We start from the raw sequence: 25,559 nt of genomic DNA, 5'->3' as shown, positions 1-25,559 counted from the left end.
CAACCGGATCACCGCCGCGCCGCCGGCACCGGGGCACCTCGTCCGGGCACCCGCCGCGGCCCGACCGAACCCCTGGCGGAACCCGCCCGCCGGAGCCCCTATCCTAGTAATAGGATATGCCCGTGGAGCTGACCCCCGCCGAGCTGACCGTGCTGGGCCTGATCATCGAACGCGCCCGGCACGGCTACGACCTGGAGCAGGTGATCGAGCGACGCGGCATCCGGCAGTGGTCCGACGTCGGGTTCTCCTCCATCTACTACCTGCTCGCCAAGCTGGAGAAGCGCGGCCTCGTCCACGTGCCCGAGGCCCCCGCCGCCCCGAAGTCCCGCCGGGTGTTCCACGCCACCGTCGAGGGCCGGGAGGTCGCGGCGCGCACCGCGCTGGCCCTCATCGAGGAACCGCAGCCGGCCCGGCACCCGCTTCTCGTCGGGATCGCCAACCTGCCCCTGCTCTCCGACCGGGAGTACGCACGGGCGCTGCGCACCCGGTTGGCGCGGGTCGAGGCCCGCATCGGGGCGGTCCAGGTGGCGCAGCAGGCGCAGGCCCCCCTCCCGCGACCGGCGCGCGAGGTGTTCTCGTACTCACTGAGCCTCCTGGAGGCAGAAAGGCAGTGGCTCGCCACCCGAGCCCAGGTGCCGCATGACGGAGAAGACTGACTTCAAGAAGGCCGTCGACGCCTACCAGGCCAGACGAGGCGAGTTCCGGTTCGTGGACGTGCCCGACATGCAGTACCTCATGGTCGACGGCCACGGCGACCCGAACACCTCACCGGCGTTCACCGCCGCCGTCGAAGCCCTCTACCCGGTGGCCTACAAGCTGAAGTTCGCCAGCAGAGGAGACCTCGGACGCGACTACGTCGTGCCGCCCCTAGAGGGCCTGTGGTGGGCCGAGGACATGGCCTCCTTCACCGTGGAACGCGACAAGTCGCGGTGGGACTGGACGCTGATGATCATGGTCCCGGACTGGGTCGGCCGGGACATGTTCACCGCCGCCGTGGAGCAGGCCGGGGCCCGCAACCGCCCGTCGCGGCTCGACGACATCCGTCTGGAGACGCTGTCCGAGGGGCGGTGCGTGCAGACGCTGCACGTCGGTTCGTTCGACCACGAAGCCGAGGTGCTGGCGCGGCTGCACGGTGAGTTCGTGCCGGGCAACGGGTTGCGGATGGTGGGCAGACACCACGAGATCTACCTCAGCGACTTCCGCCGGGTCGCACCCGAGCGGCAGCGCACCATCCTGAGGCAACCAGTCGCCATCGCCGCCGCGATCGCGTAGGTGCGACGGCGGCCAACCCTCACCCGCGCGCTCCTCCCCGCCGCCCCGGCCGGCGCGGCGGGCCACCCGCCACGACCGCGAGCGCCCTGAAGGCCGGCGACGCGGGGCGGGCGGGCAGGTCAGGGAACGGCGAAGGGCCCCGCCCCCGGCGATCTCGCGATCGCGGGGACGGGGCCCGTCGTCGTTCAGCGGGTCACTTGCCGCCGGCGAGCTTCTCCCGCAGAGCGGCGAGCGCCTCGTCGGTGGCCAGGGTGCCGGCCGGCTCCTCGGCCTGGCGGCTCGGGGCCGCGCTCGTCGAGGTGGTGGTGCCACCACCGGTGACGGCCGGAGCCGGGTTGGCAGCGGCCTCGGCGTCGGCGGCCCGGGAGGTCTGCACCTGCTTGGTGTGGGCCTCCCAGCGCTGACGCGCCTCGGCGTACTGGTTCTCCCAGGTCTCGCGCTGCTTGTCGTACCCCTCGAGCCACTCGCCCGTCTCCGGGTCGAAGCCCTCCGGGTAGATGTAGTTGCCCTCGGCGTCGTAGGTCGCGGCCATGCCGTAGAGGGTCGGGTCGAAGTGCTCCTCGCCCTCGACGAAGCCCTCGTTGGCCTGCTTGAGCGACAGCGAGATCCGGCGGCGCTCCAGGTCGATGTCGATGACCTTGACCATGACCTCGGAGCCGACCTGGACGACCTGCTCCGGGATCTCCACGTGGCGCTCGGCCAGCTCGGAGATGTGGACCAGGCCCTCGATGCCGTCGTCCACCCGGACGAAGGCGCCGAACGGCACCAGCTTGGTGACCTTACCCGGCACGATCTGCTGGATCGCGTGGGTGCGGGCGAACTGACGCCACGGGTCCTCCTGCGTCGCCTTCAGCGACAGCGAGACCCGCTCGCGGTCCAGGTCGACGTCCAGGACCTCGACCTCGACCTCCTGGCCCACCTCGACGACCTCGGACGGGTGGTCGATGTGCTTCCAGGACAGCTCGGAGACGTGCACCAGGCCGTCCACGCCGCCCAGGTCGACGAACGCGCCGAAGTTGACGATCGAGGACACGACGCCCTTGCGGACCTGGCCCTTCTGCAGCTTGTTGAGGAACTCGGTGCGCACCTCGGACTGCGTCTGCTCCAGCCAGGCCCGGCGGGACAGGACCACGTTGTTGCGGTTCTTGTCCAGCTCGATGATCTTGGCCTCGAGCTCACGGCCGACGTACGGCTGCAGGTCACGCACCCGACGCATCTCGACCAGGGAGGCGGGCAGGAAGCCACGCAGCCCGATGTCGAGGATGAGGCCACCCTTGACCACCTCGATGACCGAGCCGCGGACGACGCCGTCCTCGTCCTTGATCTTCTCGATGGTGCCCCAGGCCCGCTCGTACTGCGCCCGCTTCTTGGAGAGGATCAGACGACCCTCCTTGTCCTCCTTCTGGAGGACCAGGGCCTCGATGTGGTCACCAACCGAAACGACCTCGGCCGGGTCCACGTCGTGCTTGATCGACAACTCCCGAGAGGGGATGACACCCTCGGTCTTGTAGCCGATGTCGAGCAGGACCTCGTCCCGATCGACCTTGACGACGGTGCCTTCGACAATGTCGCCGTCGTTGAAGTACTTGATGGTCTCGTCGATCGCGGCGAGGAAAGCCTCCTCGGAACCGAGATCGTCGTGGGTGACCCGGGTGGCGCTCGAGGGGGCCTCGATGCTGCTCGTCATGTGGGCGGTTGCTCCGGTCGGATGGTGTGTCACAGCAGGCTGGTGTGTCGCGGTGACCTGTTCGCGCCAGCGGATCCGTCGCCGGGCACACCGAAAGATCATCGCGTGAGATCATGGATGTGGCTCCGCCAGTGGTCCCGGAGACCGCGCACCTGCTCCCTGCCGAGGCACACGATCCGCGAGCGCATCGTCTAGCCTACCCGCTGCATTACCACAGCGTGCAAGGCCTCCCGTCCTCTCGCCGCCTCGTCAGCTGCGAAAGCGGAGATATCGGGAGGAAGGCGTCGCACGTGTCGCGTCCGTCACAGGGGCATCACCCGTGAACGGTAACGCCGGACGCCGCGCCACGCGCTGCGGGGGTCGGCCGGCCCCCGGCGCCGCCGGGACTAGCGTGAGCGGGTGGATGACGACAGCCGGGTGACCCGGCGCCGGGTCGGCGACGCCGAGGCCCGCCGGGCGAACCGCCGCTGGTGGGACGCCGACGCCGACGACTACCAGGCCGAGCACGGCCGCTTCCTCGGCGACCTGGACTTCGTCTGGTGCCCCGAGGGCGTGCGCGAGGCCGACGTACGGCTGCTGGGTGAGCTGGCCGGGCGGCGGGTGCTGGAGCTCGGCTGCGGGGCCGCCGCCGCCGCGCGGTGGCTCGCCACCCGGGGTGCCCGGCCGGTCGCCCTGGACCTGTCCGCCGGCATGCTGCGGCACGCCGCGCTGGCGGCCGCGCGCACCGGCGTACGCGTGCCGCTGGTGCAGGCCGACGCCCTGGCGCTGCCCTTCGCCGACGCCGCGTTCGACACGGCCTGCACGGCCTTCGGGGCGGTCCCGTTCGTGGCCGACTCGGCGGCGGTCATGCGCGAGGTGTTCCGGGTGCTGCGTCCCGGCGGCCGGTGGGTGTTCTCGGTGACCCACCCGATGCGGTGGATCTTCCTCGACGACCCCGGCGAGGGCGGGCTGACGGCGGTGCACTCGTACTTCGACCGCTCCCCCTACGTGGAGCAGGACGAGGCCGGCGACGCCACCTACGTCGAGCAGCACCGCACGCTCGGCGACCGGGTCCGCGAGATCGTGGGTGCCGGGTTCCGCCTGGTCGACCTGGTGGAGCCGGAGTGGCCCGAGGGACACGAGGGCGTCTGGGGGCAGTGGAGCCCGCTGCGCGGCCGCCTCTTCCCCGGCACCGCCATCTTCGTCGCCGAGAAGCCCGCCGGCTGACCCGCCGCATCCGGAGCGACGGCCCCGACCGGGCCGTCGTTTCCGGGCATCGACGCCGGGTACCCGCGTCGCATGGCCGAGCAGAGCGAGTTCCGCAGAGGCGACCACGTCTCCTGGGCCAGCCACAGCGGCCGGGCGTACGGCGTGGTCAAGGAGAAGATCACCGAACGGACGCACGTCCGCGGGCACACCGTGAACGCGTCCCCGGACGAGCCCCAGTACCGGATCCGCAACGACGACTCCGGGCGCGACGTCGCGCACCGGCCGGAGGTGCTGCGCCATGAGCAGGGGTGATGAGGACCGGGACACCTACCGGGAGTTCACCGAGGCGGTGAACATGAAGCCGGCCGAGCTGTCGACGTGGCTGGAGACCGACGAGTCGAAGCATGTCGGCTGGCGGAAGGGCACCAAGGGCGGCGAGTCGGTGGGGCACGAGTCCGGCCGCAGGATCATCGGCTTGCTGCGCCGCAAGCGCGACCAGCTCTCCGAGGCCGACTACCGGCACATGCGCAAGGTCGTCGGGTACGTCCGGCGGCACATGGCGCAGCGGCCCAGCGGCGACGTGCGCCAGACCCGGTGGCGGTACTCCCTGATGAACTGGGGTCACGATCCCGTCAAGGCCCCGCTTCCGCCGCCCGGCGGCCCGTCCCGGAAGGCCCTGGAACGGCACGGCGAACCTCCGAAGGCCCGCCGGGGACCGGGACGCTGACCGCTGCTTCGAACGTGCTGGTGAGGTGTCCCGGGACTCGGACTCTCACCATCAGCGAAGTGGGGGCCGATCATCGCCGCCGGGGTGGGACGGTGCCGGTCAGTGGTCGGCGCTGTTCCAGTCGCGCCCCTCGCCGACCGAGACCTCCAGCGGCACCGAGAGCGGGTGCGCCGCGCCCATCTCCCGCCGCACCAGCGCCTCCAGGGTCTCCCGCTCGCCCGGGGCGACCTCGAAGACCAGCTCGTCGTGCACCTGGAGCAGCATCCGGGAGCGCAGGCCCGCCTCGCGCAGCGCGGTGTCGACGTGCAGCATGGCGACCTTGATGATGTCGGCCGCCGAGCCCTGGATGGGGGCGTTGAGCGCCATCCGCTCGGCCATCTCCCGACGCTGCCGGTTGTCGCTGACCAGGTCGGGCAGGTAGCGGCGGCGGCCCAGGATGGTGGAGGTGTAGCCGTCGTGCCGGGCGCGGGCGACGACCTCCTGGAGGTAGTCGCGCACCCCGCCGAACCCGGCGAAGTAGTTCTCCATCAGCCCGCGCGCCTCCTCGGCGGTGATCCCGAGCTGCTGGGAGAGGCCGAACGCGCTCAGCCCGTACGCCAGGCCGTAGTTCATCGCCTTGATCTTGCGCCGCTGGTCGGCGGTGACCTCGTCGACCGGCACCCCGAAGACCGACGAGGCGGTGGCGGCGTGGAAGTCGGCGCCGGAGTTGAACGCGTCGATGAGCGCGTCGTCCGACGACAGGTGCGCCATGATCCGCATCTCGATCTGGCTGTAGTCGGCGGTGAGCAGGCACTCGTAGCCCTCCCCCACCACGAAGGCGCGGCGGATCCGGCGCCCCTCCTCCGTGCGGATCGGGATGTTCTGCAGGTTGGGCTCGGTCGAGGAGAGCCGGCCGGTGGCGGCCACCGTCTGGTTGAAGGTGGTGTGGATGCGGCCGTCGTCGGAGACCGACTTGAGCAGCCCGTCGACGGTCGTCTTGAGCTTCGCCACGTCCCGGTGGCGCAGCAGGTGGGCCAGCACCGGGTGCGGGTTCTGCGCGTAGAGCCACTGGAGGGCGTCGGCGTCGGTGGTGTAGCCGGTCTTGATCTTCTTGGTCTTGGGCAGGCCCAGCTCGCCGAAGAGGATCTCCTGCAACTGCTTCGGCGAGCCGAGGTTGAACTCCCGGCCGACCGCCTCGTACGCCCCCTGGGCGGCGGCCTTCACCTCGGCCGCGAAGTGCGTCTCCAGCTCGGAGAGGTAGTGCGTGTCGGCGGCGATGCCGGTGCGTTCCATGGCCGCGAGCACCCGCATCAGCGGCAGCTCCACCCCGGCCATCAGCCGCGCCGACTGCTCGCCGTCGCGGGACAGCTCGGCGTCGATCGCGTCGGCCAGGTCGAGGGTGGCGCGGGCCTGGAGCATGAGGTTCTGCTCCGCCTCGCCGTCGTTGCCGAGCCCCTCCAGGGTGAGCTGGCCGGTCTCCGGCGCGTCGACCCGCAGCTCGCGGTGCAGGTAGCGCAGGGCCAGGTCGGTCAGGTCGTAGGAGCGCTGGTCGGGGCGGGCCAGGTAGGCGGCGATCTGGGTGTCGCGGAGGATGCCCTCCAGGCTCCAGCCGTGCGCGGCGAACGCCAGCACCGCCGGCTTGCTGTCGTGCAGCACCTTGGGCCGCCCGGTGTCGGCCAGCCAGGCCGCCAGGGCCGCCTCGTCGGCCGGCTCCAGCGTGGCGGGGTCGAACCAGGCCGCCGCGCCGCCGGCGGTGGCCAGCGCCATCCCGGTGACGGAGGCGGTGTGCCGGCGGCTGGGGCCCGTGTCGAGCTTCGCCGCCACGCCCACCGGGGTGCCGGCCGGCGCGTGCGTCTCCAGCCAGCCGGCGAGCGACCCGGGCGCGGTGAGCACCTCGCCGGTCAGGTCGAACCCGGACTCGGCCTCCGGCTCCACCGCCTCCAGGTACTGGTAGAGCCGGTCGCGCAGGATGCGGAACTCGAGGGTGTCGAAGACCTGGTGGACGGCCTCGCGGTCCCAGCCCTCCCAGCGCGCGTCCTCGGGGCGCAGCGGCAGCTCCAGGTCGGAGACGAGACAGTTGATCTCGTAGTTGCGGATCACGTCGGCGAGCCGCTCGCGCAGGCTGTCGCCGGCCTTGCCCTTGATCTCGTCGGCCCGCGCGACGACCCCGTCGACCCCGCCGTACAGATTGATCCACTTCGCGGCGGTCTTCGGGCCGACGCCCGGGACGCCGGGCAGGTTGTCGCTGGTCTCGCCCACCAGGGCGGCCAGGTCGCGGTAGCGCTCCGGGGCCACGCCGTACTTCGCCTCGATCGCCGCCGGGTCCATCCGGGCCAGGTCGGAGACGCCCTTGCGCGGGTAGAGCACGGTGATCCGGTCGCCGACGAGCTGGAAGGCGTCCCGGTCGCCCGTGCTGATCAGCACCGACATGCCCTGGTCGCGGGCCTGGCAGGCGAGGGTGGCGATGATGTCGTCGGCCTCGTAGCCCTCCTTCTCCACCACCGGGATGCGCAGCGCCGCGAGGACCTCCTTGACCAGGCTGACCTGGCCCTTGAAGTCGGTCGGGGTCTCGCTGCGGCCGGCCTTGTACTCCGCGTACTTCTCGGTGCGGAAGGAGCGGCGGGAGACGTCGAAGGTGACGACGATGTGCGTGGGCTGCTCGTCGCGCAGCACGTTGATCAGCATGGACGTGAAGCCGTAGACGGCGTTGGTCGGCTGCCCCGTCGTGGTGGAGAAGTTTTCCACCGGCAGGGCGAAGAAGGCCCGGTATGCCAGGGAATGTCCGTCGACGAGGAGCAGGCGCGGCGTCGTAGCTGTCACGGCAGCGACTCTAGCCGCCCGCTCCGACACTCCGGGACACCGGCACGGCCGCCGGCGCGGCCCGGTTGGCCGCGCCGGCGTACCGCTCAGAGCACCTTGGCCAGGAACGCCTTCGTCCGCTCGTGCCGGGGGTTGGCGATCACCTCGCGGGGCACGCCGGACTCGACCACGACGCCGCCGTCCATGAAGACCAGCGAGTCGCCGACCTCGCGGGCGAAGCCGATCTCGTGAGTGACCACGATCATCGTCATGCCGTCGCGCGCCAGGTCCTTCATCACGTCGAGCACCTCGCCGACCAGCTCCGGGTCGAGCGCGCTGGTGGGCTCGTCGAAGAGCATCAGCTTCGGCCGCATCGCCAGCGCCCGGGCGATCGCCACCCGCTGCTGCTGGCCGCCGGAGAGCTGGCCCGGGTAGTTGCCGAGCTTGTCGCCCAGCCCCACCCGTTCCAGCAGCGCGGCGGCCCGGTCCCGGGCGGCGGCCTTCTTCTCCCGGCCCAGCAGCACCGGCGCCTCGGCGACGTTCTGCAGGGCGGTCATGTGCGGAAAGAGGTTGAACCGCTGGAACACCATGCCGATCGCCCGGCGCTGGGCGGCGACCTCGGACTCCCGCATCTCGTGCAGCTTCCCGCCGCGCTCGCGGTAGCCGATCAGGTCGCCGTCCACCCAGATCCGACCGGCGTTGATCTTCTCCAGGTGGTTGATGCAGCGCAGGAACGTCGACTTGCCGGAGCCGGAGGGGCCCAGCAGGCAGCACACCTCGCCGCTGCGGACCTCCAGGTCGATGCCCTTGAGCACCTCGATCGACCCGAACGACTTGTGCACCTGCTCGGCCCGGACCATCGGCCCGGACTCCACCGCCGGCCCGCCGGCCTGCGCCGGCACCGTCAGCCCGGTCATGCGCCGTCCACCTTCCCCGTCGTGCCGCCGCTCTCCGCCGCGAGGCCCCGCAGCTTGGTCTTCGCCCGCCCGGTGCGCCCGACGCCCTTGGAGAAGTGCCGCTCCAGGTAGTACTGCCCGACCAGCAGCACGCTGGTCAGCAGCAGATACCAGATGGTCGCCGCGACCAGCATCGGGAAGACCTGGAAGGTCCGGCTACCGACGGCCCTGAGCTGGAAGAACAGCTCGGTGGAGACCGGCACGAAGGCCACCAGCGAGGTGTCCTTGAGCATCGCGATGGTCTCGTTGCCGGTCGGCGGGACGATCACCCGCATGGCCTGCGGCAGCACGATGCGGCGCAGGATCTGCCCGCGCCGCATGCCCAGCGCCTGGGCGGCCTCGGTCTGCCCCTCGTCCACCGACTGGATGCCGGCCCGGACGATCTCCGCCATGTAGGCGGCCTCGGACAGGCCCAGCGCCAGCATGCCGGCGACGAAGCCGGTCAGGATCTCCACCGCGGAGAAGCCGAACAGCCGCGCCTCGAAGTCGTCGACCCCGAACAGGGCGCCGATCTGCCGGTCGAAGGGCAGCCCGAACTCGATCCGCGCCCACAGGATGCCGAGGTTGCCGAAGAGGATCGCCAGCACCAGCCGGGGCACCGCCCGGAAGAACCAGGTGTACGCCCAGGCGACGCCGCGCAGGATCGGGTTCTCCGACAGCCGCATGATGGCGAGGACGACGCCGAGCCCGATGCCGATCAGCATGGAGGTCAGGAGCAGCGCGATGCTTCCGCGCACCCCCTCGATGATCGGCGGCCGGAACATCTCGTCGACCATGAACGACCAGTTGAACGCCTTGTTCGTCACCAGCAGGTGGACGAACATGGCCACCAGCACCCCGATCACGGCGACGGCGACCCACCGCCCGGGATGCCGCACGGGCACGGCCTGGATGGGTTCCGGCCGTGCCCGTTCGGGTGTGTCAGTCTCGACCGGCATGGTCAGCTGGTCGGGTTCAGCGCCGGGGTCGTGATGGCGCCGCCCTCGACGCCCCACTTCTTCAGCGCGGTCTCGTACGTGCCGTCGGCGATGACCGCCGCGACGGCCTCCTTCAGCACCTCGGCGAACGCGGCCTGGTCCTTCTTCACCGCGTAGCCGTACGGGGCCGACTCGTAGATGTCGCCGAGCAGCTGGAGCTGGCCGTTGCTCTGCTTCACCGCGTACGCGCCGACCGGGGAGTCCGCCAGCATGGCGTCGTCCTTGCCGCTGACCACCGCGGCGGTGGCGTCGCTCTGCGCCTGGTACTGGTCGATCGTGATCGCCGGCTTGCCGGCGTCGGTGCACTTCTTCGACCGGGCGGTGATGTCGTCGAGCTGCACGGTGCCGACCTGCACGGCGATCTTCTTGCCGCAGGCGTTCTCGCTGTCGACCTTGGCCGGGTTGCCGGCCTTGGTCGCCCACTGGGTGCCGGCGGAGAAGTAGCTGACCATGTTGACGGTCTTCATCCGCTCGGCGTTGATGGTGAACGAGGAGACGCCGACCTCGTACTTGCCCGAGTCCACGCCGGGCAGGATCGAGTCGAACGGGGCCGACTCGTACTCGGCCTTGAGGCCGAGCTTCTGCGCGACGGCGTTGAACAGCTCGATGTCGAAGCCGACGACCGTCTTGCCGTCGGCGTCGAGGAACTCCGCCGGGGCGTACGTCGAGTCGGTGCCGACCTTGAGCACGCCGTCGGCCTTGACGGCGTCGGGCACCTTCGCGGCCAGCGCCGAGTCGGCGGCGGCGGTGACGGTGGGGCCGGCGCCGGGCTGCTCGGTGCTGCTTTCCTTCTCGCCGCAGCCAGCCAGCGAGATGGCCAGCAGCGCGGCGCCGGTGACGCCGAGAACGGCCCGGCGGCCACCACTGATGAGGAACATGGGGTACTCCTTGCGATGAGGGGTGACGGCCGGTCAGGCCACGCCGAGGTATGCCTCTTTGACCGCCGGGTCGTGCAGCAGCTCGGCGCCGGTGCCGCTCTTGACGATCCGGCCGGTCTCCAGCACGTACGCCCGGTGGGCCCGGGCCAGCGCCTGCTGGGCGTTCTGCTCGACGAGCAGGACGGTGGTGCCCTGTTGGTTGATCTCGACGATGATGTCGAAGATCTGCTGGATCAGCATCGGCGCCAGGCCCATGGAGGGCTCGTCGAGCAGCAGCAGCTTCGGCCGGCTCATCAGCGCCCGCCCGACGGCCAGCATCTGCTGCTCGCCGCCGGAGAGGGTGCCGCCGTGCTGCTTGCGCCGCTCGGCCAGGCGGGGGAAGAGCCCCAGCACCCGGTCGAGGTCCTGGGCGATGCCGGCCCGGTCGCGCCGGGTGTACGCGCCCATGTCCAGGTTCTCCAGCACCGTCATGCCGGGGAAGATCCCGCGGCCCTCGGGGGCCTGGCACAGCCCCCGCCGGACCCGCAGGTCCGCCCGGAGCTTGGTGATGTCCTCACCGTCGAACCGGATGCTGCCGCTGGCGACCGGCCGGATCCCGGAGATCGCCCGCATCGTGGTCGACTTGCCGGCGCCGTTGGCGCCGATCAGGGCGACGATCTCGCCCTCGTCCACCGTCAGGCTGATGCCGTGCAGCGCCTGGATCCGCCCGTAGAGCAGGCTCACATCGTCGATCTCAAGCAGCATCGTCCGGCACCCCCAGGTACGCCGCGATCACCTTCGGGTTCTCCCGCACCTCGGCGGGCAGCCCCTCGGCGATCTTCTTTCCGAACTCCAGCACCACGATCCGGTCGGTGACCCCCATGACCAGGCGCATGTCGTGCTCGATGAGCAGCACGGTCACGCCGGTGTCCCGGATCTGCCGGATGAGCTGGAGCAGTTCCTCCTTCTCCGCCGGGTTGAAGCCGGCGGCCGGCTCGTCCAGGCAGAGCAGCACCGGGTCGGTGGCCAGCGCGCGGGCGATCTCCAGCCGCCGCTGCTCGCCGTAGGAGAGGTTGCGGGCGAACTCGTGCATCCGCTTGCGGATGCCGACGAACTCCAGCAGGCGCTCGGCCTTCTCCCGGCCCGCGCGCTCCTCCTTCCAGTACCGCGGCAGGCGGAACAGCGCGGAGATGACGCTGGTCTTGTGGTGCGCGTCGGCACCGACCAGGACGTTCTCCAGCGCGGTCATCTCCGGGAAGAGGCGGATGTTCTGGAACGTCCGCGCCATGCCCATCTTGGTGATCTGGTGCCGCTTCTTGCCGCTGATCCGCTGGCCGCGGAACCGGATCTGCCCCTCGGTGGGCTGGTAGATGCCGGTCATGGCGTTGAAGCAGGTGGTCTTGCCGGCGCCGTTCGGGCCGATCAGACCGAGGATCTCGCCCTTGTAGAGGGTGAAGTCCACCTCGTTCAACGCGACCACGCCGCCAAAGCGCAGCGTGACCTTGTCGACCTCCAGCAGCGGCTCCCGGGTGGAAACCGCCTCCACGGCCGGCGCGCCGGCCTGCGCCGGGACGGCCGGCGTCTGCTCGGTGTCACTCACCGACGGTCACCTCCTTGCGGCGATCCTTGAACTCCGCCGCACGTCGTCGGTTGGGGATCAGACCCTCCGGCCGGAAGATCATCATGACCACCAGCACCAGGCCGAAGAACAGGAACCGGTACTCGTACAGCTCGACGCCGAACAGCTCGATGCCGCGGAACCGCTCGATCATGTACGCCACCAGGCCACCGCCGACGATCGCGCCGACGATGTTGCCGGAGCCACCGAAGATGACCGCGGCCAGGATGATGATCGAGTTCAGCAGCTCGAAGTTCTGCGAGTTGACGAAGTTCTGCTTACCCGCGAACAACGCGCCGGCCAGGCCGGCGATCGCGGCGCCCGCGGCGAACGCCCAGAGCTTGAACTTGAACGTCGGCACGCCCATGAGCTGCGCGGCGTCCTCGTCCTCGCGGATGGAGATCCAGGCCCGCCCGACCCGGCTGTGGGTCAGGTTCCGCACCCCGATCACCACCAGGATGATCACCGTGAGCACCAGCCAGTAGTACGGCCGGGCGTCGAGCACGCCGAAGACCGGCTTGCCGTCGGCGTACTGGCCCGGGGGGTGCGGGATCTGGTTGAAGCCCCGCTGGCCCTTGAGGAACTCCGAGCTGACCGCCCCGATGCGGATCATCTCGGCGAAGCCGAGCGTCACCAGCGCCAGGTAGTCGCCGCGCAGCCGCAGGGTCGGCGTACCGAGCATCACGCCGGAGAGCATCGTCAGGGCGATCGCCACCGGCACCGCCAGCAGCCACGGCCACAGCGTCTTGATGTCGCTGCTCGGCGAGGTCAACACCGCCACGGTGTACGCGCCGACGGCGAAGAAGCCGAAGTAGCCGAGGTCGAGCAGGCCGGCGAAGCCGACCACGATGTTCAGACCGACGGCCAGCAGCACGTAGATCGAGACGGTGAACATCACCTGGGTGAAGTTCGCACCGGGGGTCGGGATCGGCCCGAGGTACTGGTAGAACTCCTTGTTCGGCAGCGCGTAGAAGAACACGATCACCGCGGCCAGCAGCGCCCAGCGCACCCAGCGCGGCGCGCCGCGCCACCGTTCGCCGGCCGCCTCGCGGCCGGTGCGCACCTTTTCCAAGACGGTCGTCATGCCCGCGCCCTCCCCAGCGACTCACCCAGCAGACCGGTCGGCCGGAACATCAGCAGCACCACCAGCAGCGCGAACGCGGCGAAGTCCTTCCACTCGCTGCCGAAGAGGCCGGAGGCGTAGTTCTCCACCACGCCCAGCAGCAGGCCGCCGAGCAGCGCGCCGCGCAGGTTGCCGATGCCGCCGAGCACCGCGGCGGTGAACGCCTTGAGGCCGAGCAGGAAGCCGACGCTGTAGGTGAGGGTCTGGATCCGTACGTCGTAGAGCAGGCCGGCGACGCCGGCCATCGCGCCACCGGCGATGAAGACCATCAGGATGATCCGGTCCTTGTTCACGCCCATCAGCGCGGCGGTGTTGGCGTCCTGGGCCACCGCCCGGATGCCGCGACCGACCCGGCTGCGGTTGATGAACAGGTCCAGCGCGATCATCATCGCCAACGCGGCGCCGAGGGTGAGCAGCTGTACCGCGTCGATCGGCACGCCGAAGACGTGGAACAGCGGGTCCTGGCTGACCAGGATCGGGGCGCCCTCGGGGCGGCGCCGGGTCCAGATGCCGAACGCCTCCGAGATGGCGATGGACGCGCCGATCGCGGTGATGAGGAAGGCCAGCGGCGGCGCGTTGCGCTTACGCAGCGGCCGGTACGCGACCCGCTCGATGACCGTCGCGGTGCCCGCCGAGGCGATCGCCGCGACGATCATGGCCACCAGCAGGTAGAACAGGATCGACCCGATCCCGCTCACCTGCGAGTTCTGGTCGAGCCCGAAGCCGTTCCAGGTCCAGATCGCCGCGAACGCGCCGGCGATGAAGACCTCGGAATGGGCGAAGTTGATCAGTCTCAGCACGCCGTAGACCAGCGTGTAGCCGAGCGCGACCAGGGCGTAGATCGCACCCTGCGTCAGGCCGGTCGTCGTGTATGTCCCGAAGTTGGAGAACAGGTCGTCGAAGTTCAATGAAGGGACACTCCATCAGGGTCTGGAGAGAAAAATGGGGTGCGGCCGGGAGCGAGCTCCCGGCCGCACCCGCGATCACCGATCAATCGCTGTAGCAGCGACCGGCGTCAGGACTTCGGGATCTCCTGGTCCGGGACGACCTTGCCGCCGACGACCTTGAAGGCCCAGACCTTCACCTGCGCCGGGTCGAGCTCGCCGCCCTCGACGAACTTGTAGCTCGCCGCGACGCCCTCGCCGCTGTAGCCCTTCACGAACTCCAGCAGGCCCGCACGGGTGGTCTTGCCCGCCTTGATGCCGGCGAGCAGGATGTTCGCCGCGTCGTAGGCCGTGTCGCTGTAGGTGCCCGGGTCGGTGCCGTTGAGCGCCTTGTACTCCTGGACGAAGGTGCCGCGCGCCTCGGCGGCCGGCTGGCACGGGCAGGTGAGGATGGTGCCCTCGGCCGCCGCCGCACCCGCGGAGGTGATGTACGCGGCGTCGTTCACGCCGTCGCCGGCGATCAGCGGAGCGGTGACCCCGGCAGCGGTGAGCTGCTTGCGGATCAGGCCGGCCTCCTGGTAGTAGCCGCCGTAGAAGATCGCCTTAACGTTGGCGGCCTTGACCTTGGTGACCACGGCGGAGAACTCGACCTGCTTGCCCTCGCCCTGGACCTTGTCCGAGCCGACGACCGCCGGGCCAAGCAGCTTCTTGACCTCGTCGGCCAGGCCGGCGCCGTACGCGGACTGGTCGTCGATGACGTAGACCTTGTCGGCCTTCAGCACGTTCTTGATGTAGTTGCCGGCCGCCGGGCCCTGGCTGAAGTCGTTGCCGACCGCGCGGAAGAAGGTCTTCCAGCCCTGCTCCGCCAGGCTCGGGCGGGTCGCGGAGGGGGTGATGGTCACCAGACCGGCCTCGCTGAAGAGCGGGCCAGCGGCCTCCGACTCACCGGAGTAGGCCGGGCCGATGATGCCGAGGATCTTCTCGTCGTCGATGGCCTTCTGGGCCAGCTGCGGCGCCTGGTCCGGGCTGCCCTGCGAGTCCAGGGGAACCAGCTCGACCTTGCAGTCGGCGTTCTCCTTGTTGTACTTGTCGACGGCCAGCTTGACGCCGTTGTTCTCGTTGATGCCGAGCGCCGCCGAGCTGCCGGTCAGCGCGCCGAAGAACGCGATCTTGTTGCCACAGGCGTCGCCACCGGACGCCGTGTCGTCGCTACCGCTGGAGCATGCGGTGCCGCCGGCGACGAGCGCCAGCATGGCGACCCCACCGATAACGCGCGCGAGCTTCTGCCTCAAGGCCCGAACCCCTCCTCCGTCCCATGGTCCGAACCACCCGCTGCCGATTGGCCCTTGCGGGGGCGGACGAACCAGACCGTCGTCGCCGGTCTGGGGCCGGACGCTATCCCACCTTTCAGCTGTGATGAAAGCCCCAGGGGAGGGGGTTGACCGAACCGTTACACGGCGTGGCGGATTCGAAACGATCGCTGTAAGAACCGTCTGCCGTGAAGGCCATTCGCCTTCGTTTCTTCGGTAACGGGTCGAACCTCGTCGACCCCCTACCGATCGATGGTCGGCAACCCGAGTGACCAGGCACGGGACGCCGCCCCGTCGTCGGCCACCAACAACAGTCGATCACTCTGCGAGGCCACCGCCACGGCGGTGTTCCCACCATCCGGCACCGCGGCCGGCATGGCCACCGCCCGCCACGAGTCCCCCGCATCGACGGAGAGCCACAGTCCGCGACCCCTGCCGTCCCCCGTCACCGCGACCAGTTCCCGCCCGGCCGGCACCAGGGCGCCGACCGAGGACACCCCGGGACCGGCCGCGCCGAAGCCGCCGACCCGACGCCACTCGCCGCCCGTCAGCCGCCAGGCCCCGAACCCGTCGCGCACCGGGCCGACCGTCACCACCGCACCGTCGACCGACGCCACCCGCTGGGCCTGGCCGCGGCCGTCCGGCACCGGCAGCGCCACCCGCCGCCAGGCCCGCCCGTCGGCCGAACTCCAGGCCAGGGGCGCCTGCGCCGTCGCGCCGGGCGGCAGCACCGCCCCCACCACCCACCACCCCGACGACACGGCCACCGCGTCGTACGCGACCGTCCGGCCACGCCCGTCACCGGCGAGTTCCGGCGCACCCTCCCGGATCGTGAACCGCTCGCCGTCCGGCGACGTCCAGACCGCCGCCCCGTCGACCCGCGCCCCCGCGATCAGCCAGCCGGCCGGGCCCGCCGCCAGCCGCGCCACGCTCACCGCACGCGGGCCGGCGTAGAGCTCGAAGGGCGCCGACGCCTCCCGCAGCTCCCCGCCCGGCGACTGCGACCAGGTGCCCGTGCGCGGGTTGCCGTGCGCGCCGCCGTTCTTCGCGCCGAGCGCCGCCAGCCGACCGTCCCGGCACGCGGCCGCGTAGAGCACGTGCTGGCGGCCGTAGTGGCTCGACGACGACAGCCGCAGCGCCGTCCACGACACGCCGTCGGTGCTGCTCCAGGCCGCCGGCCGGGTCTCCCCCGCCGCGTCGGCCACGCCGCCGACCACGTACCACCGGCCGGCGCAGGCCACGGCGTCGCGCAGCAGCGGCCGGCCGGGAACGCCCGGCGGCGCCGTGAGGGTCAGCGGCTGCCACTGCGGGCGCAGGGGCTCGTCGGCGGGCTCCGCCGGGGCCCGGTCGCAGCCCGCCGGCAGCACCGCGAGGACACCGAGCACCGCCACCAGCCGCCGGGTCCACATGGATCAGATGCTATCGATCAACTGCTCCCGCGAGGAGCCCCCGGAGCCCTCTCCGGCGTGTCGCGGCCCGTCAGGAGGCGGGCTGGGCGACCTCGCCGCCGGCGGTCTCGGCGAGGATCCGCTCGGCGACCTCCTTCATGGTCATCCGGTGGTCCATCGCCGTGCGCTGGATCCACTTGAACGCCTGCGGCTCGGTCATCCCGTAGGTCGTCATCAGCGCGCCCTTGGCGCGCTCGACCGTCTTGCGGATCTCCAGCCGGTCGGTCAGCCCCGCGACCTCCGCCTCCAGTGCGGCGACCTCCGAGTAGCGCGACAGGGCGATCTCCACCGCCGGCACCAGGTCGCTCTTCTGGAAGGGCTTCACCAGGTACGCCATCGCGCCGGCCGCCCGGGCCCGCTCCACCAGGTCGCGCTGGCTGAACGCGGTCAGGATGATCACCGGGGCGATCCGGGCACCCGCGATCCGCTCGGCGGCGGCCAGCCCGTCCATGATCGGCATCTTGATGTCGAGGATGACCAGGTCCGGCTTGAGCTCCTCGGCGAGCCGGACGGCGGTCTCCCCGTCACCGGCCTCCCCGACGACCTCGTACCCCTCCTCGACGAGCATCTCGGCGAGGTCCAGCCGGATGAGCGCCTCGTCCTCGGCGATCAGAACGCGCCTGCGCTCGACGTCCGTCTGCGTCTCGGCCACGGGCCACTCCCACCATCGTTCCCGGCACGGCTACCACCCATGCTCCCGCATGAGCCTAGTCGGGTACAGTGGGCCGGACCCCGCGCAGGGGTTAAGCCGGGATGGAGGAATCGGCAGACTCGGATGCCTCAAAAGCATCTGCCCGAGAGGGCGTGCGGGTTCAAGTCCCGCTCCCGGCACTTCTGTCATACATCTGTTCGGTAATTTCCGGGTGCACCCACCTGAGATGCGTGCCCGAGCACTTCGCGCCCTTGGCAACAACACTCGGTCAGTCGCCCGAGCCATGTCCCTGCCCTACAGCACCGTGTGGCACTGGTGCGTCGACCGGCCCGAGCCGGTCCTGGTCGGCACCGATCGTCCTCACCGACTGGCAGCGGGAGATCGTCACCGCGCACCCCGGCGACTTCCTGCGTGGCCTCTGGGCGTTGGACCTGCTCGGCGTCGCCTGGCGGATGAACCGCCGCAACTCCCTCTCCGTGGCCCGCCGGGAGGCCGTCGCCGCCCTCGACCGCCACGTCGGCCCGAAGCCCTGACCATGTCGCCCGGGCGGCTCCCACGGGTGGAACGCCACGGGTGTCACCCGGGCTCGTTGGCACCCCTGGTGTTCCGCCCGGGCGCCACGACACTTCCCGGCGCGACGACAGGTCGTGCAGCCGCGCCGCCTCCGGGCCACCAGGCGGCAGCGGCGCGGGCCGACGACGTCGGTTCGGGTCAGCCGAGTTCGGCGAGGGCCTGGGCCAGGTCCGCGCGCAGGTCCTCCGCGTCCTCCAGGCCGACGGAGATGCGCAGCAGACCCCCGCAGGGCCTGGCCTCCCCCTCGACGGGCCGGTGGGTCAGGGAGGCCGGGTGCTGGATGAGGGTGTCCACGCCGCCCAGCGACACCGCGTGGGTGATCAGCCGGCAGGCGTTCGCGACGGCCGCCGCGGCGGGCGCGCCGCCGCGTACCTCGAAGGCGAGGAGGCTGCCGGGGCCGCTCATCTGCCGTCCGACGAGCCCGGCGGGGTCGTGCAGCGACGGGTGGTGCGCCCGCGCGACAGCGGGGTGGCTGGCGAGCCAGGCGGCGAGCTTCTCGGCGCCGGCCTGCTGGGCGCGGACCCGCACGGGCAGGGTCTGCAGGCCGCGGTGCAGCAGGTACGCGCCGAGGGGATGCAGGACCGCGCCGGTGAGCGCGCGGACCTGGCGCAGCCGGGCGGCCCAGTCGCCGTCGCAGGCGACCACGCCGGCGAGGACGTCGCCGTGTCCGCCGATGCTCTTGGTGGCGCTGTGCAGCACGAGCGCGGCGCCGTGCCGGGTGGGTTGCTGGAGCACGGGGGTGGCGACGGTGTTGTCGACGAGCAGGGGCACGTCGCCGGCGGCCCGGTCGAGGGCGGCGATGTCGACCAGGTCGAGGGTGGGGTTGGCCGGGGTCTCGACGATCACCAGGGCGGTGTCGGGGCGGACGGCGGCGGCGACCTCGTCGGGGCGGGCCCAGGTGACGGTGGTGCCGAGCAGGCCGGTGGCGAGCACGTGGTCGGTGCCCCCGTAGAGGGGGCGGACGGCGACGAGGTGCCGCTTCCCGTCCCGGGTGGCGGCGAGCAGGGTGGCGGTGAGGGCGGCCATGCCGCTGGCGAAGGCGACGGCGTCGGTGGTGCCTTCGAGGTCGGCGAGGGCGGTCTCGAAGCGGGCCACGGTGGGGTTCCACAGGCGCTGGTAGACGGCGCTGCCGCCGGCGGGCAGGGTGCCTCCGGTGGCAAGGGCCTCGTACGCGTCGCCGCCGGCGTCGACCGACGGCAGCGGGTTGGTGGTGGAGAAGTCGATGGGCGGCACGTGGACGCCGAGGGCGGCGAGGTCGTCGCGGCCGGCGTGCACGGCTCTGGTGTCCACGGTCGTCATGCCGGAAGGATCGAACATAGCGCCAACTGGAGGCAATAGTTCCGAACATGATTCGGTAATTGCCCTTGGAAGGGCGGGAGGATTCGATGGATGATGTCTCCATGCCCCTTGCGACGAATGATGTGCGGCGGTTCGCCGACCTGGACGACACCGACCGGGCGATCCTGTCGGAGCTGGCCGCCGACGGCCGGCTGCCGAACAACGCCCTCGCCGAGCGGGTCGGGGTGGCCCCCTCCACGTGCCTGACCCGCACCCGTGCCCTGCGGGAGTGCGGGGCGATCCGCGGGTTCCACGCGGAGGTGGATCCGGCGGCGGTCGGGCTGCCGTTGCAGGCGCTGGTGTCGGTGCGGTTGACCGCGCACGAGCGGGCGGCGGTGGACGCGTTCCGGGCCCGGTCGGTGCGGCTGCCGGGGGTGGTGGCGGTGTTCCACGTGGCGGGCGCGGAGGACTACGTGCTGCACGTTCGCGCGGCCTCGGCGGACGCGCTGCGGGACTTCGTGCTGGACCACCTGGCCGTGGACCCGGCGGTGCTGCACACCCAGACGAGCCTGATCTTCGAGCAGGCGCGCGGCATGGGCTGAGCGCCGGCGGCGGGCGCGGCGGGCACCGTGAGCCTGGTTGCTGCGGGGAACAAACCCGAGGTGGGCGGGGTTGGCCAACCGTGTGATCAACGTACCGCTGTCTGTTCTCGATCTTGCCCCCGTCGCGGCCGGCGCCACCGCCGGCGCGGCGCTGCGGCACACCACCGAGCTGGCCCGGCGCACGGAGGAACTCGGGTACCGCCGGTTCTGGGTGGCCGAGCACCACAACATGCCGGCGATCGCGAGTTCCGCCCCGGCGGTGCTGCTGGCGCACCTGGCGGCGCACACGTCGACGATCCGGCTGGGCTCGGGCGGGGTGATGCTGCCCAACCACGCGCCGCTGGTGGTGGCCGAGCAGTTCGGCACGCTGGAGGCGCTGCACCCGGGCCGCATCGACCTGGGCATCGGCCGCGCCCCGGGCACCGACCAGGTGACCGCGCTGGCGCTGCGCCGGACGATGGAGGGGCTGTCGGCGGAGGGCTTCCCCCGGGAGCTGGCGGACCTGATGAACTACTTCAGCGGCGAGCGGCCGGGGCAGATCACGGCCACCCCCGGCCTCGGCGAGCAGCCGGCCGTCTGGCTGCTCGGCTCCAGCGGGTTCAGCGCCCAGCTGGCCGGGCTGCTGGGCCTGCCGTTCTCCTTCGCGCACCACTTCAGCGCGCAGAACACGGTGCCCGCGCTGGCGCTGTACCGGCAGAACTTCCGGCCGTCGAGGTGGCTGGCCGAGCCGTACGCGATGGTGGCCGTCAACGCGGTCTGCGCGGACACCGACGAGCGGGCGGAGTGGCTGGCGGGGCCGGCGGCGCTGTCGTTCCTGCGGTTGCGCTCGGGTCGGCCGGAGCCCCTGTCCACGCCGGACGAGGCGGCGGCGTACCCGTACACGGAGGCCGAGCGCGAGTTCGTCCGGCAGCGCCGGGAGGGACAGGCGACGGGCTCCCCGCAGACCGTACGGCGGCAGCTCGGCGAGCTGCTGGCGCGCACCGGCGCGGACGAGCTGATGCTGACCACGCTGGTCTACGACGTGGCCGACCGGGTGCGCTCGTACGAGCTGATCGCCGAGCAGGTGGCCGGTGGCCTGCGCCGCGAGGGCTGAAACACGATCTTCACGTCGGCGTCACCGGGGCGACGCGTGGCCCGCCTAGGTTTGTCCTCGGTGGTGGTACGGCATTCCCGGTCGGGACGGGTCGGGGATGCCGCGGTGTGGGGCACCGGGCCACAGCTGTGCGGATTCCGCGGCTGGGGCCCGGTGCCTGCTCCACCCCGCGACCGGCCGCCGGCCGACGGAGCGCCACGAGGCGCCGCCGGCCGGGCACCGGGTCAGCGGAGGTGGATGTCGGGCGTGGGCGGGGCGGCCATCTGGTCGCCGAGGAAGAAGCCCGGGTGCGGGGGCTGGTTGTAGGCGGTGTTCTGCCAGGCGACCGCGACCCGGTACTGCGGGTCGTGCATGAGCGTGTGGATCCGGGTGCCGGTGGGCGTGGGCGTGCTGTGGATCCGCAGGGCGCGGCTGTCGCTGGTGCGCCAGACGACCTCCTCCCGCCAGTCGCCGAACAGGTCGGCGGAGAGCGCCGGCGTGGACTTGGTGCCGTTGTTCGTCGCCACGCCGCTCGCGGTGAGCAGTCGGGTGTCGCCGCCGGTGCCGTACTTGTCGATCCGGGTGCCGTCGAGCAGCTCCCGGACGGGGTCGCCGTCCCACCAGACGAGGAAGTTCGCCGAGGACGGCCTGCGCCCGACGACGGCTCCGGTCGCGCTGTAGAGGTCGCCCATGTGGGTGCCGGCGCCCCAGAACTCGGCGCCGGGGCTGCCGGCGTGGACGTCGGCGGCGACGCCCCGGCCGGGGCCCTCGGCTCCCCCGTTGTTCGGCCGCTGCCAGACGACCTGGCCGGTGCGGGCGTCGTGCAGGTCGGCCGCCGGCTGGTTGCCGGACTCGTGGATCGTGAAGACCTCCAGGCCGGCGCGGCCGGGGACGAGGTCGCCGACGTGCAGGGCGTCGCCGTGGCCGAACCCGGTGGCGTACATCAGGCGGCCGTCGTCGTCGATGGTGGCCGATCCGTACACGATCTCCTGACGCCCGTCCGCGTCGACGTCGGCGACGGAGAGGTTGTGGTTGCCCTGACCGAAGGCGGCGCCGTTGCCCGAGGCGTTCGAGTCGAAGGTCCACCGCTTGCGCAGGGTGCCGTCGCGGAAGTCCCAGGCCGCCACGACCGCCCGGGTGTAGTAGCCGCGGGCCATCACCAGTGAGGGGCGCTGCCCGTCGAGGTAGGCGGTGGCGGCGAGGAAGCGGTCGACCCGGTTGCCGTAGCTGTCGCCCCAGGAGGAGACCGTGCCGCGCGGCGGGTCGTAGTTCACGGTGGAGAGGACCGCGCCGGTGCGGCCGTCGAACATGGTCAGGTACTCGGGGCCGGCGAGGACGTACCCGCTGGAGTTGCGGTGGTCGGCGGTGGCGGAGCCGATCACCTGGCCGGTGCCGGAGCGGGTGCCGTCGGCGGTCTTCATGGCCACCTCGGCGCGGCCGTCGCCGTCGTAGTCGTACACCTGGAACTGGGTGTAGTGGGCCCCGGCGCGGATGTTGCGGCCCAGGTCGACGCGCCACAGCCGGGTGCCGGTGAGGGTGTACGCGTCGACGTACACGTTGCCGGTGTAGCCGGACTGGGAGTTGTCCTTGGCGTTGGAGGGCTCCCACTTGACCACGAACTCGTAGTCGCCGTCGCCGTCGAGGTCGCCGACGGAGGCGTCGTTGGCGGAGTACGTGTAGCTCTCGCCGTTCGGCGTGCTCGCGCCCGGCGGCACCTGCAACGGCACGTCGAGATGGCCGGCGGGGAACTGGAGCGCGGCTGCGGAGGCGGCCTGTTCCGTGCCGCCGACCACGGCGCGCACGGTGTAGGTCGCGTCCGCCGCCGCGCCGCTGTCGAGGTAGTTGGTGGCCCCGGTGATCGGGCTGCCGTTGACCCTGGTCGCGCCGCGGTAGAGGTTGAAGGCCACCCCGGTGGTCTCGGTGCCGAGCAGCCGCCAGGAGACCAGGTTGCCGGTGCCGGAACGGACGCTGATCAACCCCCGGTCGAGATCCTCCATCTGCACCGCGCCGGCCGGCGGCGGCGTGGTGGGCGGCGGGGTGCTGGGCGGCGGGGTGGTCGGCGGCGGGGTGGTCGGGCCGCCGGTGCAGGCCGTCCCGTTGAGGGCGAAGCTGGTCGGCGACGGGTTGCTCCCGTCCCACGAGCCGGTGAAGCCGAAGGCGGCGCTGGCGCCGGTGGCGATCACCGCGTTGTGCTCGACGTTGCGGGCGGTCACCTGGGCGCCGGACTGGCTGACGACGGCGTTCCACGCCTGGGTGACCTGCTGGCCGGCGCTGTGCGACCAGGTGAGGGTCCAGCCGTTCACCGGGTCACCCAGGTTGGTGACGGTGACGTCGGCGCCGAAGCCGCCGGGCCACTGGCTGGTGATCCGGTGGTCGACGCGGCAGCCGGCGGCGGCCGCCGCGGCGGTGAGGGTCGCGAGCGTACCGGCGACGAGTGCGGCCGCGGCGGCCGCGGCGAGCAGCGCGAGGCGGCGGTGGGTGCGGGGCATGGGGGTGTCCTCCGGAGAGGTCGGGCGCGCGGCGACCGTCACCGCCGGCCTGCCCGGGCCGGCGGAGGTACGCGCCGCGCTGGCGGCGGTGGTCCGACGCCGCGATCCGGCGTCGGTGTCGACACCGCCGATCCGGCGCCGGCACTGCGGCGTCGGTGCTCCGGCGGGGCGGCGTCGAGGGGTGGCTCCGCGCACCTGTGATGCTAGGGCAAGCGCTTTCTGCGGACAATCCGCTCTTCCCTCCCGGGTCCCGACCCTCCCTGCCGGCCTCCCCCGCGCCGGGGTGCCCGGCGCTTCCCTTGCCCCCGGCCAGGATTCTTGATCGACTCAGGGCGTGGCTGAGCACATGACCCCGGACGAGTTCCGCCGCGCCGGGCACGCCGTGGTGGACTGGATCGCCGACTACTGGGCGACGCTGGAGCAGCGCCCGGTGACCTCGCAGGACCCGCCCGGGGCGGTGGCCGCCAGGCTGCCGGCCGGCCCGCCGGAGCACGGCGAGCCGGTGGAGGCCGTCCTCGCCGACCTGGACACCCTGATCACACCGGGGCTGACCCACTGGCAGCACCCCGGCTTCTTCGGCTACTTCCCGGCCAACACGTCCGGGCCCAGCGTGCTGGGCGACCTGGTCAGCGCCGGGCTGGGCGTGCAGGGGATGCTCTGGGCGACCGGGCCGGCGTGCACCGAACTGGAGACGGTGCTGCTGAACTGGCTCGCCGACCTGCTGGACCTGCCGAAGCGGTTCCGCTCCGGCTCCGGCGGCGGCGGGGTGATCCAGGACTCGGCGTCCTCGGCGACGCTGGTGGCGACCCTGGTCGCGCTGCACCGGGCCGGCGGCGGCCGGTGGCGCGAGGTCGGCGTCGACCGCCGCTACCGCGCCTACGCCTCGACCCAGGGCCACTCGTCCATCGAGAAGGCCGCGCGGATCGCCGGGCTGGGCGCCGACGGCGTACGGCCGGTCGAGGTCGACCCGGAGACGCAGGCGATGTCCCCGGCGGCGCTGCGCGCGGCGATCGAGGCGGACGTGGCCGCCGGCGTCGTCCCGGCGATCGTGGTGGCCACCGTCGGCACCACCTCCACGACCGCGATCGACCCGCTGCCGGAGATCGGCGCGATCTGCGCCGAGTACGGGGTCTTCCTGCACGTCGACGCCGCGTACGCGGGAGCGGCGGCGGTCTGCCCGGAGCTGCGGTTCGGGCACGCCGGCCTGGAGTACGCCGACTCGTACTGCTTCGACCCGCACAAGTGGCTGCTCACCGGCTTCGACTGCGACGCGTTCTGGGTGGCCGACACGGCCGAGCTGATCGAGGCGCTGAGCGTGCTGCCGGAGTACCTGCGCAACGCCGCCAGCGAGTCCGGCGCGGTGATCGACTACCGGGACTGGCAGGTGCCGCTGGGCCGCCGGTTCCGGGCGTTGAAGCTCTGGTTCGTGCTGCGCTGGTACGGCGCCGAGGGGCTGCGGGCGCACATCCGCTCCGGCGTGACGCTCGCCGCCCGGTTCGCCGACCGGGTCCGCGCCGACGACCGGTTCGCGCTGGTGGGGGCGCACCCGTACTCGCTGGTGTGCTTCCGGCTGGCGGCGGACGACGAGGTCAACGCGGAGCTGCTGGCCCGGGTGAACGCCACTTCCCGGGTGCATCTGACGCACACCCGGGTGAACGGCCGGTACACGCTGCGCCTGGCCGTCGGCTCCCCGCAGACCACCGAGGCCCACGTCGACGAGGCGTGGACCCTCCTCGCCGACGCTGCGACCGCCCTCCTCCCCCGCTGAGACCCCGACCCACCGGGCCACCCACGCCGGCCCACGCGGGCCCGCGCCGAGAGATCTTGGTCAGAAACGGCCCCTACGGGCACTTTCCTACCAAGATCTCCGCGAAGGGCCGGCGGTGGTTGCCGGCTCGGAGGCGACCAGGTGGTCCGGCGTCCGCAGTGGCGCCACCGTCGGCGCGGCCGTCGCGGTCGGGAAGCGGTCGGTGGCCGCGGTGGTCGCCGGCGAGGCGACGGCCGCTGGGGTCGGGGCGCCGGCCGCGAGGGCGGGGACCTCGGCTACGGCGCCAGCCCCGTGACCGCC

Annotated in this window: 23 protein-coding genes, 1 tRNA gene and 1 pseudogene; 10 read left to right on the top strand and 15 right to left on the bottom strand. The window is 72.0% G+C overall.

The window, feature by feature from the left end; translation table 11 throughout:
• Positions 1 to 122 precede the first annotated feature (122 nt).
• Together AB0G13_RS04130 and AB0G13_RS04125 are read left to right on the top strand one after the other, a co-directional pair.
• Entirely contained in the window at positions 123 to 656 is a 534-nt protein-coding gene (locus tag AB0G13_RS04130; RefSeq protein ID WP_357868601.1) for a PadR family transcriptional regulator, read from the top strand.
• A complete protein-coding gene (locus tag AB0G13_RS04125; protein ID WP_357868598.1) occupies positions 640 to 1,272 on the top strand; it encodes a GyrI-like domain-containing protein in 633 nt (210 codons plus the stop codon). The genes AB0G13_RS04130 and AB0G13_RS04125 overlap by 17 nt, the downstream gene beginning before the upstream one ends.
• 193 nt (positions 1,273 to 1,465) lie before the next feature.
• Here AB0G13_RS04125 and rpsA read toward each other — a convergent pair whose 3' ends face one another.
• On the bottom strand, positions 1,466 to 3,061 hold the full coding sequence (rpsA, locus tag AB0G13_RS04120) for a 30S ribosomal protein S1 (protein WP_088999324.1): 1,596 nt from the start codon (positions 3,059 to 3,061) through the stop codon (positions 1,466 to 1,468).
• A 297-nt stretch (positions 3,062 to 3,358) separates the two neighbouring features.
• On the opposite strand from rpsA, the gene AB0G13_RS04115 reads away from it, so the two are divergent.
• From AB0G13_RS04115 to AB0G13_RS04105, 3 genes are all read left to right on the top strand, one after another.
• Entirely contained in the window at positions 3,359 to 4,165 is an 807-nt protein-coding gene (locus tag AB0G13_RS04115; protein WP_357868595.1) for a class I SAM-dependent methyltransferase, read from the top strand.
• A gap of 72 nt (positions 4,166 to 4,237) precedes the next feature.
• Positions 4,238 to 4,459: a DUF2945 domain-containing protein gene (locus AB0G13_RS04110; protein WP_357868591.1), complete on the top strand. Its 222-nt coding sequence runs from the start codon at positions 4,238 to 4,240 to the stop codon at positions 4,457 to 4,459.
• Positions 4,446 to 4,874: a DUF3140 domain-containing protein gene (locus tag AB0G13_RS04105; RefSeq protein WP_357868589.1), complete on the top strand. Its 429-nt coding sequence runs from the start codon at positions 4,446 to 4,448 to the stop codon at positions 4,872 to 4,874. Before AB0G13_RS04110 ends, AB0G13_RS04105 begins: the two co-directional genes overlap by 14 nt.
• Positions 4,875 to 4,973: 99 nt before the next feature.
• Here the strand turns inward: AB0G13_RS04105 and polA are convergent, their stop codons facing one another.
• From polA to AB0G13_RS04050, 11 genes are all read right to left on the bottom strand, one after another.
• Positions 4,974 to 7,673 carry a DNA polymerase I gene (gene polA, locus AB0G13_RS04100; protein WP_357868586.1) on the bottom strand — a complete coding sequence of 900 codons (2,700 nt, stop codon included), beginning with the start codon at positions 7,671 to 7,673 and terminating at the stop codon, positions 4,974 to 4,976.
• Positions 7,674 to 7,759: 86 nt separating this feature from the next.
• On the bottom strand, positions 7,760 to 8,569 hold the full coding sequence (locus tag AB0G13_RS04095; RefSeq protein ID WP_357868583.1) for an amino acid ABC transporter ATP-binding protein: 810 nt from the start codon (positions 8,567 to 8,569) through the stop codon (positions 7,760 to 7,762).
• The gene (locus tag AB0G13_RS04090) at positions 8,566 to 9,546 is read right to left on the bottom strand and encodes an amino acid ABC transporter permease (RefSeq protein ID WP_357868580.1); all 981 of its coding nucleotides are present in this window, start codon (positions 9,544 to 9,546) and stop codon (positions 8,566 to 8,568) included. The genes AB0G13_RS04095 and AB0G13_RS04090 overlap by 4 nt, the downstream gene beginning before the upstream one ends.
• Positions 9,547 to 9,548: 2 nt before the next feature.
• The gene (locus tag AB0G13_RS04085; protein WP_357868577.1) at positions 9,549 to 10,463 is read right to left on the bottom strand and encodes an ABC transporter substrate-binding protein; all 915 of its coding nucleotides are present in this window, start codon (positions 10,461 to 10,463) and stop codon (positions 9,549 to 9,551) included.
• Between the two features lie 33 nt (positions 10,464 to 10,496).
• The gene (locus tag AB0G13_RS04080) at positions 10,497 to 11,207 is read right to left on the bottom strand and encodes an ABC transporter ATP-binding protein (RefSeq protein ID WP_357868574.1); all 711 of its coding nucleotides are present in this window, start codon (positions 11,205 to 11,207) and stop codon (positions 10,497 to 10,499) included.
• Positions 11,197 to 11,988 (bottom strand): ABC transporter ATP-binding protein, encoded by a 792-nt coding sequence (locus AB0G13_RS04075; protein ID WP_357868769.1) that lies wholly within the window; start codon positions 11,986 to 11,988, stop codon positions 11,197 to 11,199. The genes AB0G13_RS04080 and AB0G13_RS04075 overlap by 11 nt, the downstream gene beginning before the upstream one ends.
• 46 nt (positions 11,989 to 12,034) lie before the next feature.
• Positions 12,035 to 13,144: a branched-chain amino acid ABC transporter permease gene (locus tag AB0G13_RS04070; RefSeq protein WP_357868571.1), complete on the bottom strand. Its 1,110-nt coding sequence runs from the start codon at positions 13,142 to 13,144 to the stop codon at positions 12,035 to 12,037.
• Positions 13,141 to 14,091 carry a branched-chain amino acid ABC transporter permease gene (locus tag AB0G13_RS04065; protein WP_357868568.1) on the bottom strand — a complete coding sequence of 317 codons (951 nt, stop codon included), beginning with the start codon at positions 14,089 to 14,091 and terminating at the stop codon, positions 13,141 to 13,143. Before AB0G13_RS04065 ends, AB0G13_RS04070 begins: the two co-directional genes overlap by 4 nt.
• Before the next feature lie 107 nt (positions 14,092 to 14,198).
• Positions 14,199 to 15,359 carry a branched-chain amino acid ABC transporter substrate-binding protein gene (locus tag AB0G13_RS04060; RefSeq protein ID WP_357868565.1) on the bottom strand — a complete coding sequence of 387 codons (1,161 nt, stop codon included), beginning with the start codon at positions 15,357 to 15,359 and terminating at the stop codon, positions 14,199 to 14,201.
• 260 nt (positions 15,360 to 15,619) lie between these two features.
• A complete protein-coding gene (locus tag AB0G13_RS04055; protein ID WP_357868563.1) occupies positions 15,620 to 16,786 on the bottom strand; it encodes a hypothetical protein in 1,167 nt (388 codons plus the stop codon).
• 70 nt (positions 16,787 to 16,856) lie between these two features.
• The gene (locus AB0G13_RS04050; protein ID WP_357868559.1) at positions 16,857 to 17,477 is read right to left on the bottom strand and encodes a response regulator; all 621 of its coding nucleotides are present in this window, start codon (positions 17,475 to 17,477) and stop codon (positions 16,857 to 16,859) included.
• Between the two features lie 95 nt (positions 17,478 to 17,572).
• On the opposite strand from AB0G13_RS04050, the gene AB0G13_RS04045 reads away from it, so the two are divergent.
• Both AB0G13_RS04045 and AB0G13_RS04040 read left to right on the top strand, forming a co-directional pair.
• A tRNA-Leu gene (locus AB0G13_RS04045) sits at positions 17,573 to 17,656 on the top strand.
• Between the two features lie 51 nt (positions 17,657 to 17,707).
• Positions 17,708 to 18,010: a hypothetical protein gene (locus AB0G13_RS04040; RefSeq protein ID WP_357868556.1), complete on the top strand. Its 303-nt coding sequence runs from the start codon at positions 17,708 to 17,710 to the stop codon at positions 18,008 to 18,010.
• 178 nt (positions 18,011 to 18,188) lie between these two features.
• Here the strand turns inward: AB0G13_RS04040 and AB0G13_RS04035 are convergent, their stop codons facing one another.
• A complete protein-coding gene (locus AB0G13_RS04035) occupies positions 18,189 to 19,367 on the bottom strand; it encodes a PLP-dependent transferase (protein ID WP_357868553.1) in 1,179 nt (392 codons plus the stop codon).
• 83 nt (positions 19,368 to 19,450) lie between these two features.
• Between AB0G13_RS04035 and AB0G13_RS04030 the strand changes: the two genes are divergently transcribed.
• Positions 19,451 to 19,930, top strand: coding sequence for an Lrp/AsnC family transcriptional regulator (locus AB0G13_RS04030; protein WP_357868549.1), 480 nt, complete (start codon positions 19,451 to 19,453; stop codon positions 19,928 to 19,930).
• A gap of 70 nt (positions 19,931 to 20,000) precedes the next feature.
• The gene (locus AB0G13_RS04025) at positions 20,001 to 21,023 is read left to right on the top strand and encodes an LLM class flavin-dependent oxidoreductase (RefSeq protein ID WP_357868546.1); all 1,023 of its coding nucleotides are present in this window, start codon (positions 20,001 to 20,003) and stop codon (positions 21,021 to 21,023) included.
• A gap of 224 nt (positions 21,024 to 21,247) precedes the next feature.
• Here AB0G13_RS04025 and AB0G13_RS04020 read toward each other — a convergent pair whose 3' ends face one another.
• Positions 21,248 to 23,491, bottom strand: coding sequence for a cellulose binding domain-containing protein (locus tag AB0G13_RS04020; RefSeq protein ID WP_357868543.1), 2,244 nt, complete (start codon positions 23,489 to 23,491; stop codon positions 21,248 to 21,250).
• Between the two features lie 334 nt (positions 23,492 to 23,825).
• Between AB0G13_RS04020 and AB0G13_RS04015 the strand changes: the two genes are divergently transcribed.
• Positions 23,826 to 25,259 (top strand): pyridoxal-dependent decarboxylase, encoded by a 1,434-nt coding sequence (locus tag AB0G13_RS04015; protein WP_357868540.1) that lies wholly within the window; start codon positions 23,826 to 23,828, stop codon positions 25,257 to 25,259.
• 87 nt (positions 25,260 to 25,346) lie between these two features.
• Here AB0G13_RS04015 and AB0G13_RS04010 read toward each other — a convergent pair.
• Positions 25,347 to 25,559: pseudogene (locus tag AB0G13_RS04010) on the bottom strand (hypothetical protein); the annotation flags it as partial.

The organism is Micromonospora sp. NPDC023633, assembly GCF_040640035.1.
Lineage (GTDB): Bacteria > Actinomycetota > Actinomycetes > Mycobacteriales > Micromonosporaceae > Micromonospora.
The sequence above is the reverse complement of the archived record's forward strand: the minus strand, read 5'-3'. Positions and strand labels throughout refer to the sequence as shown.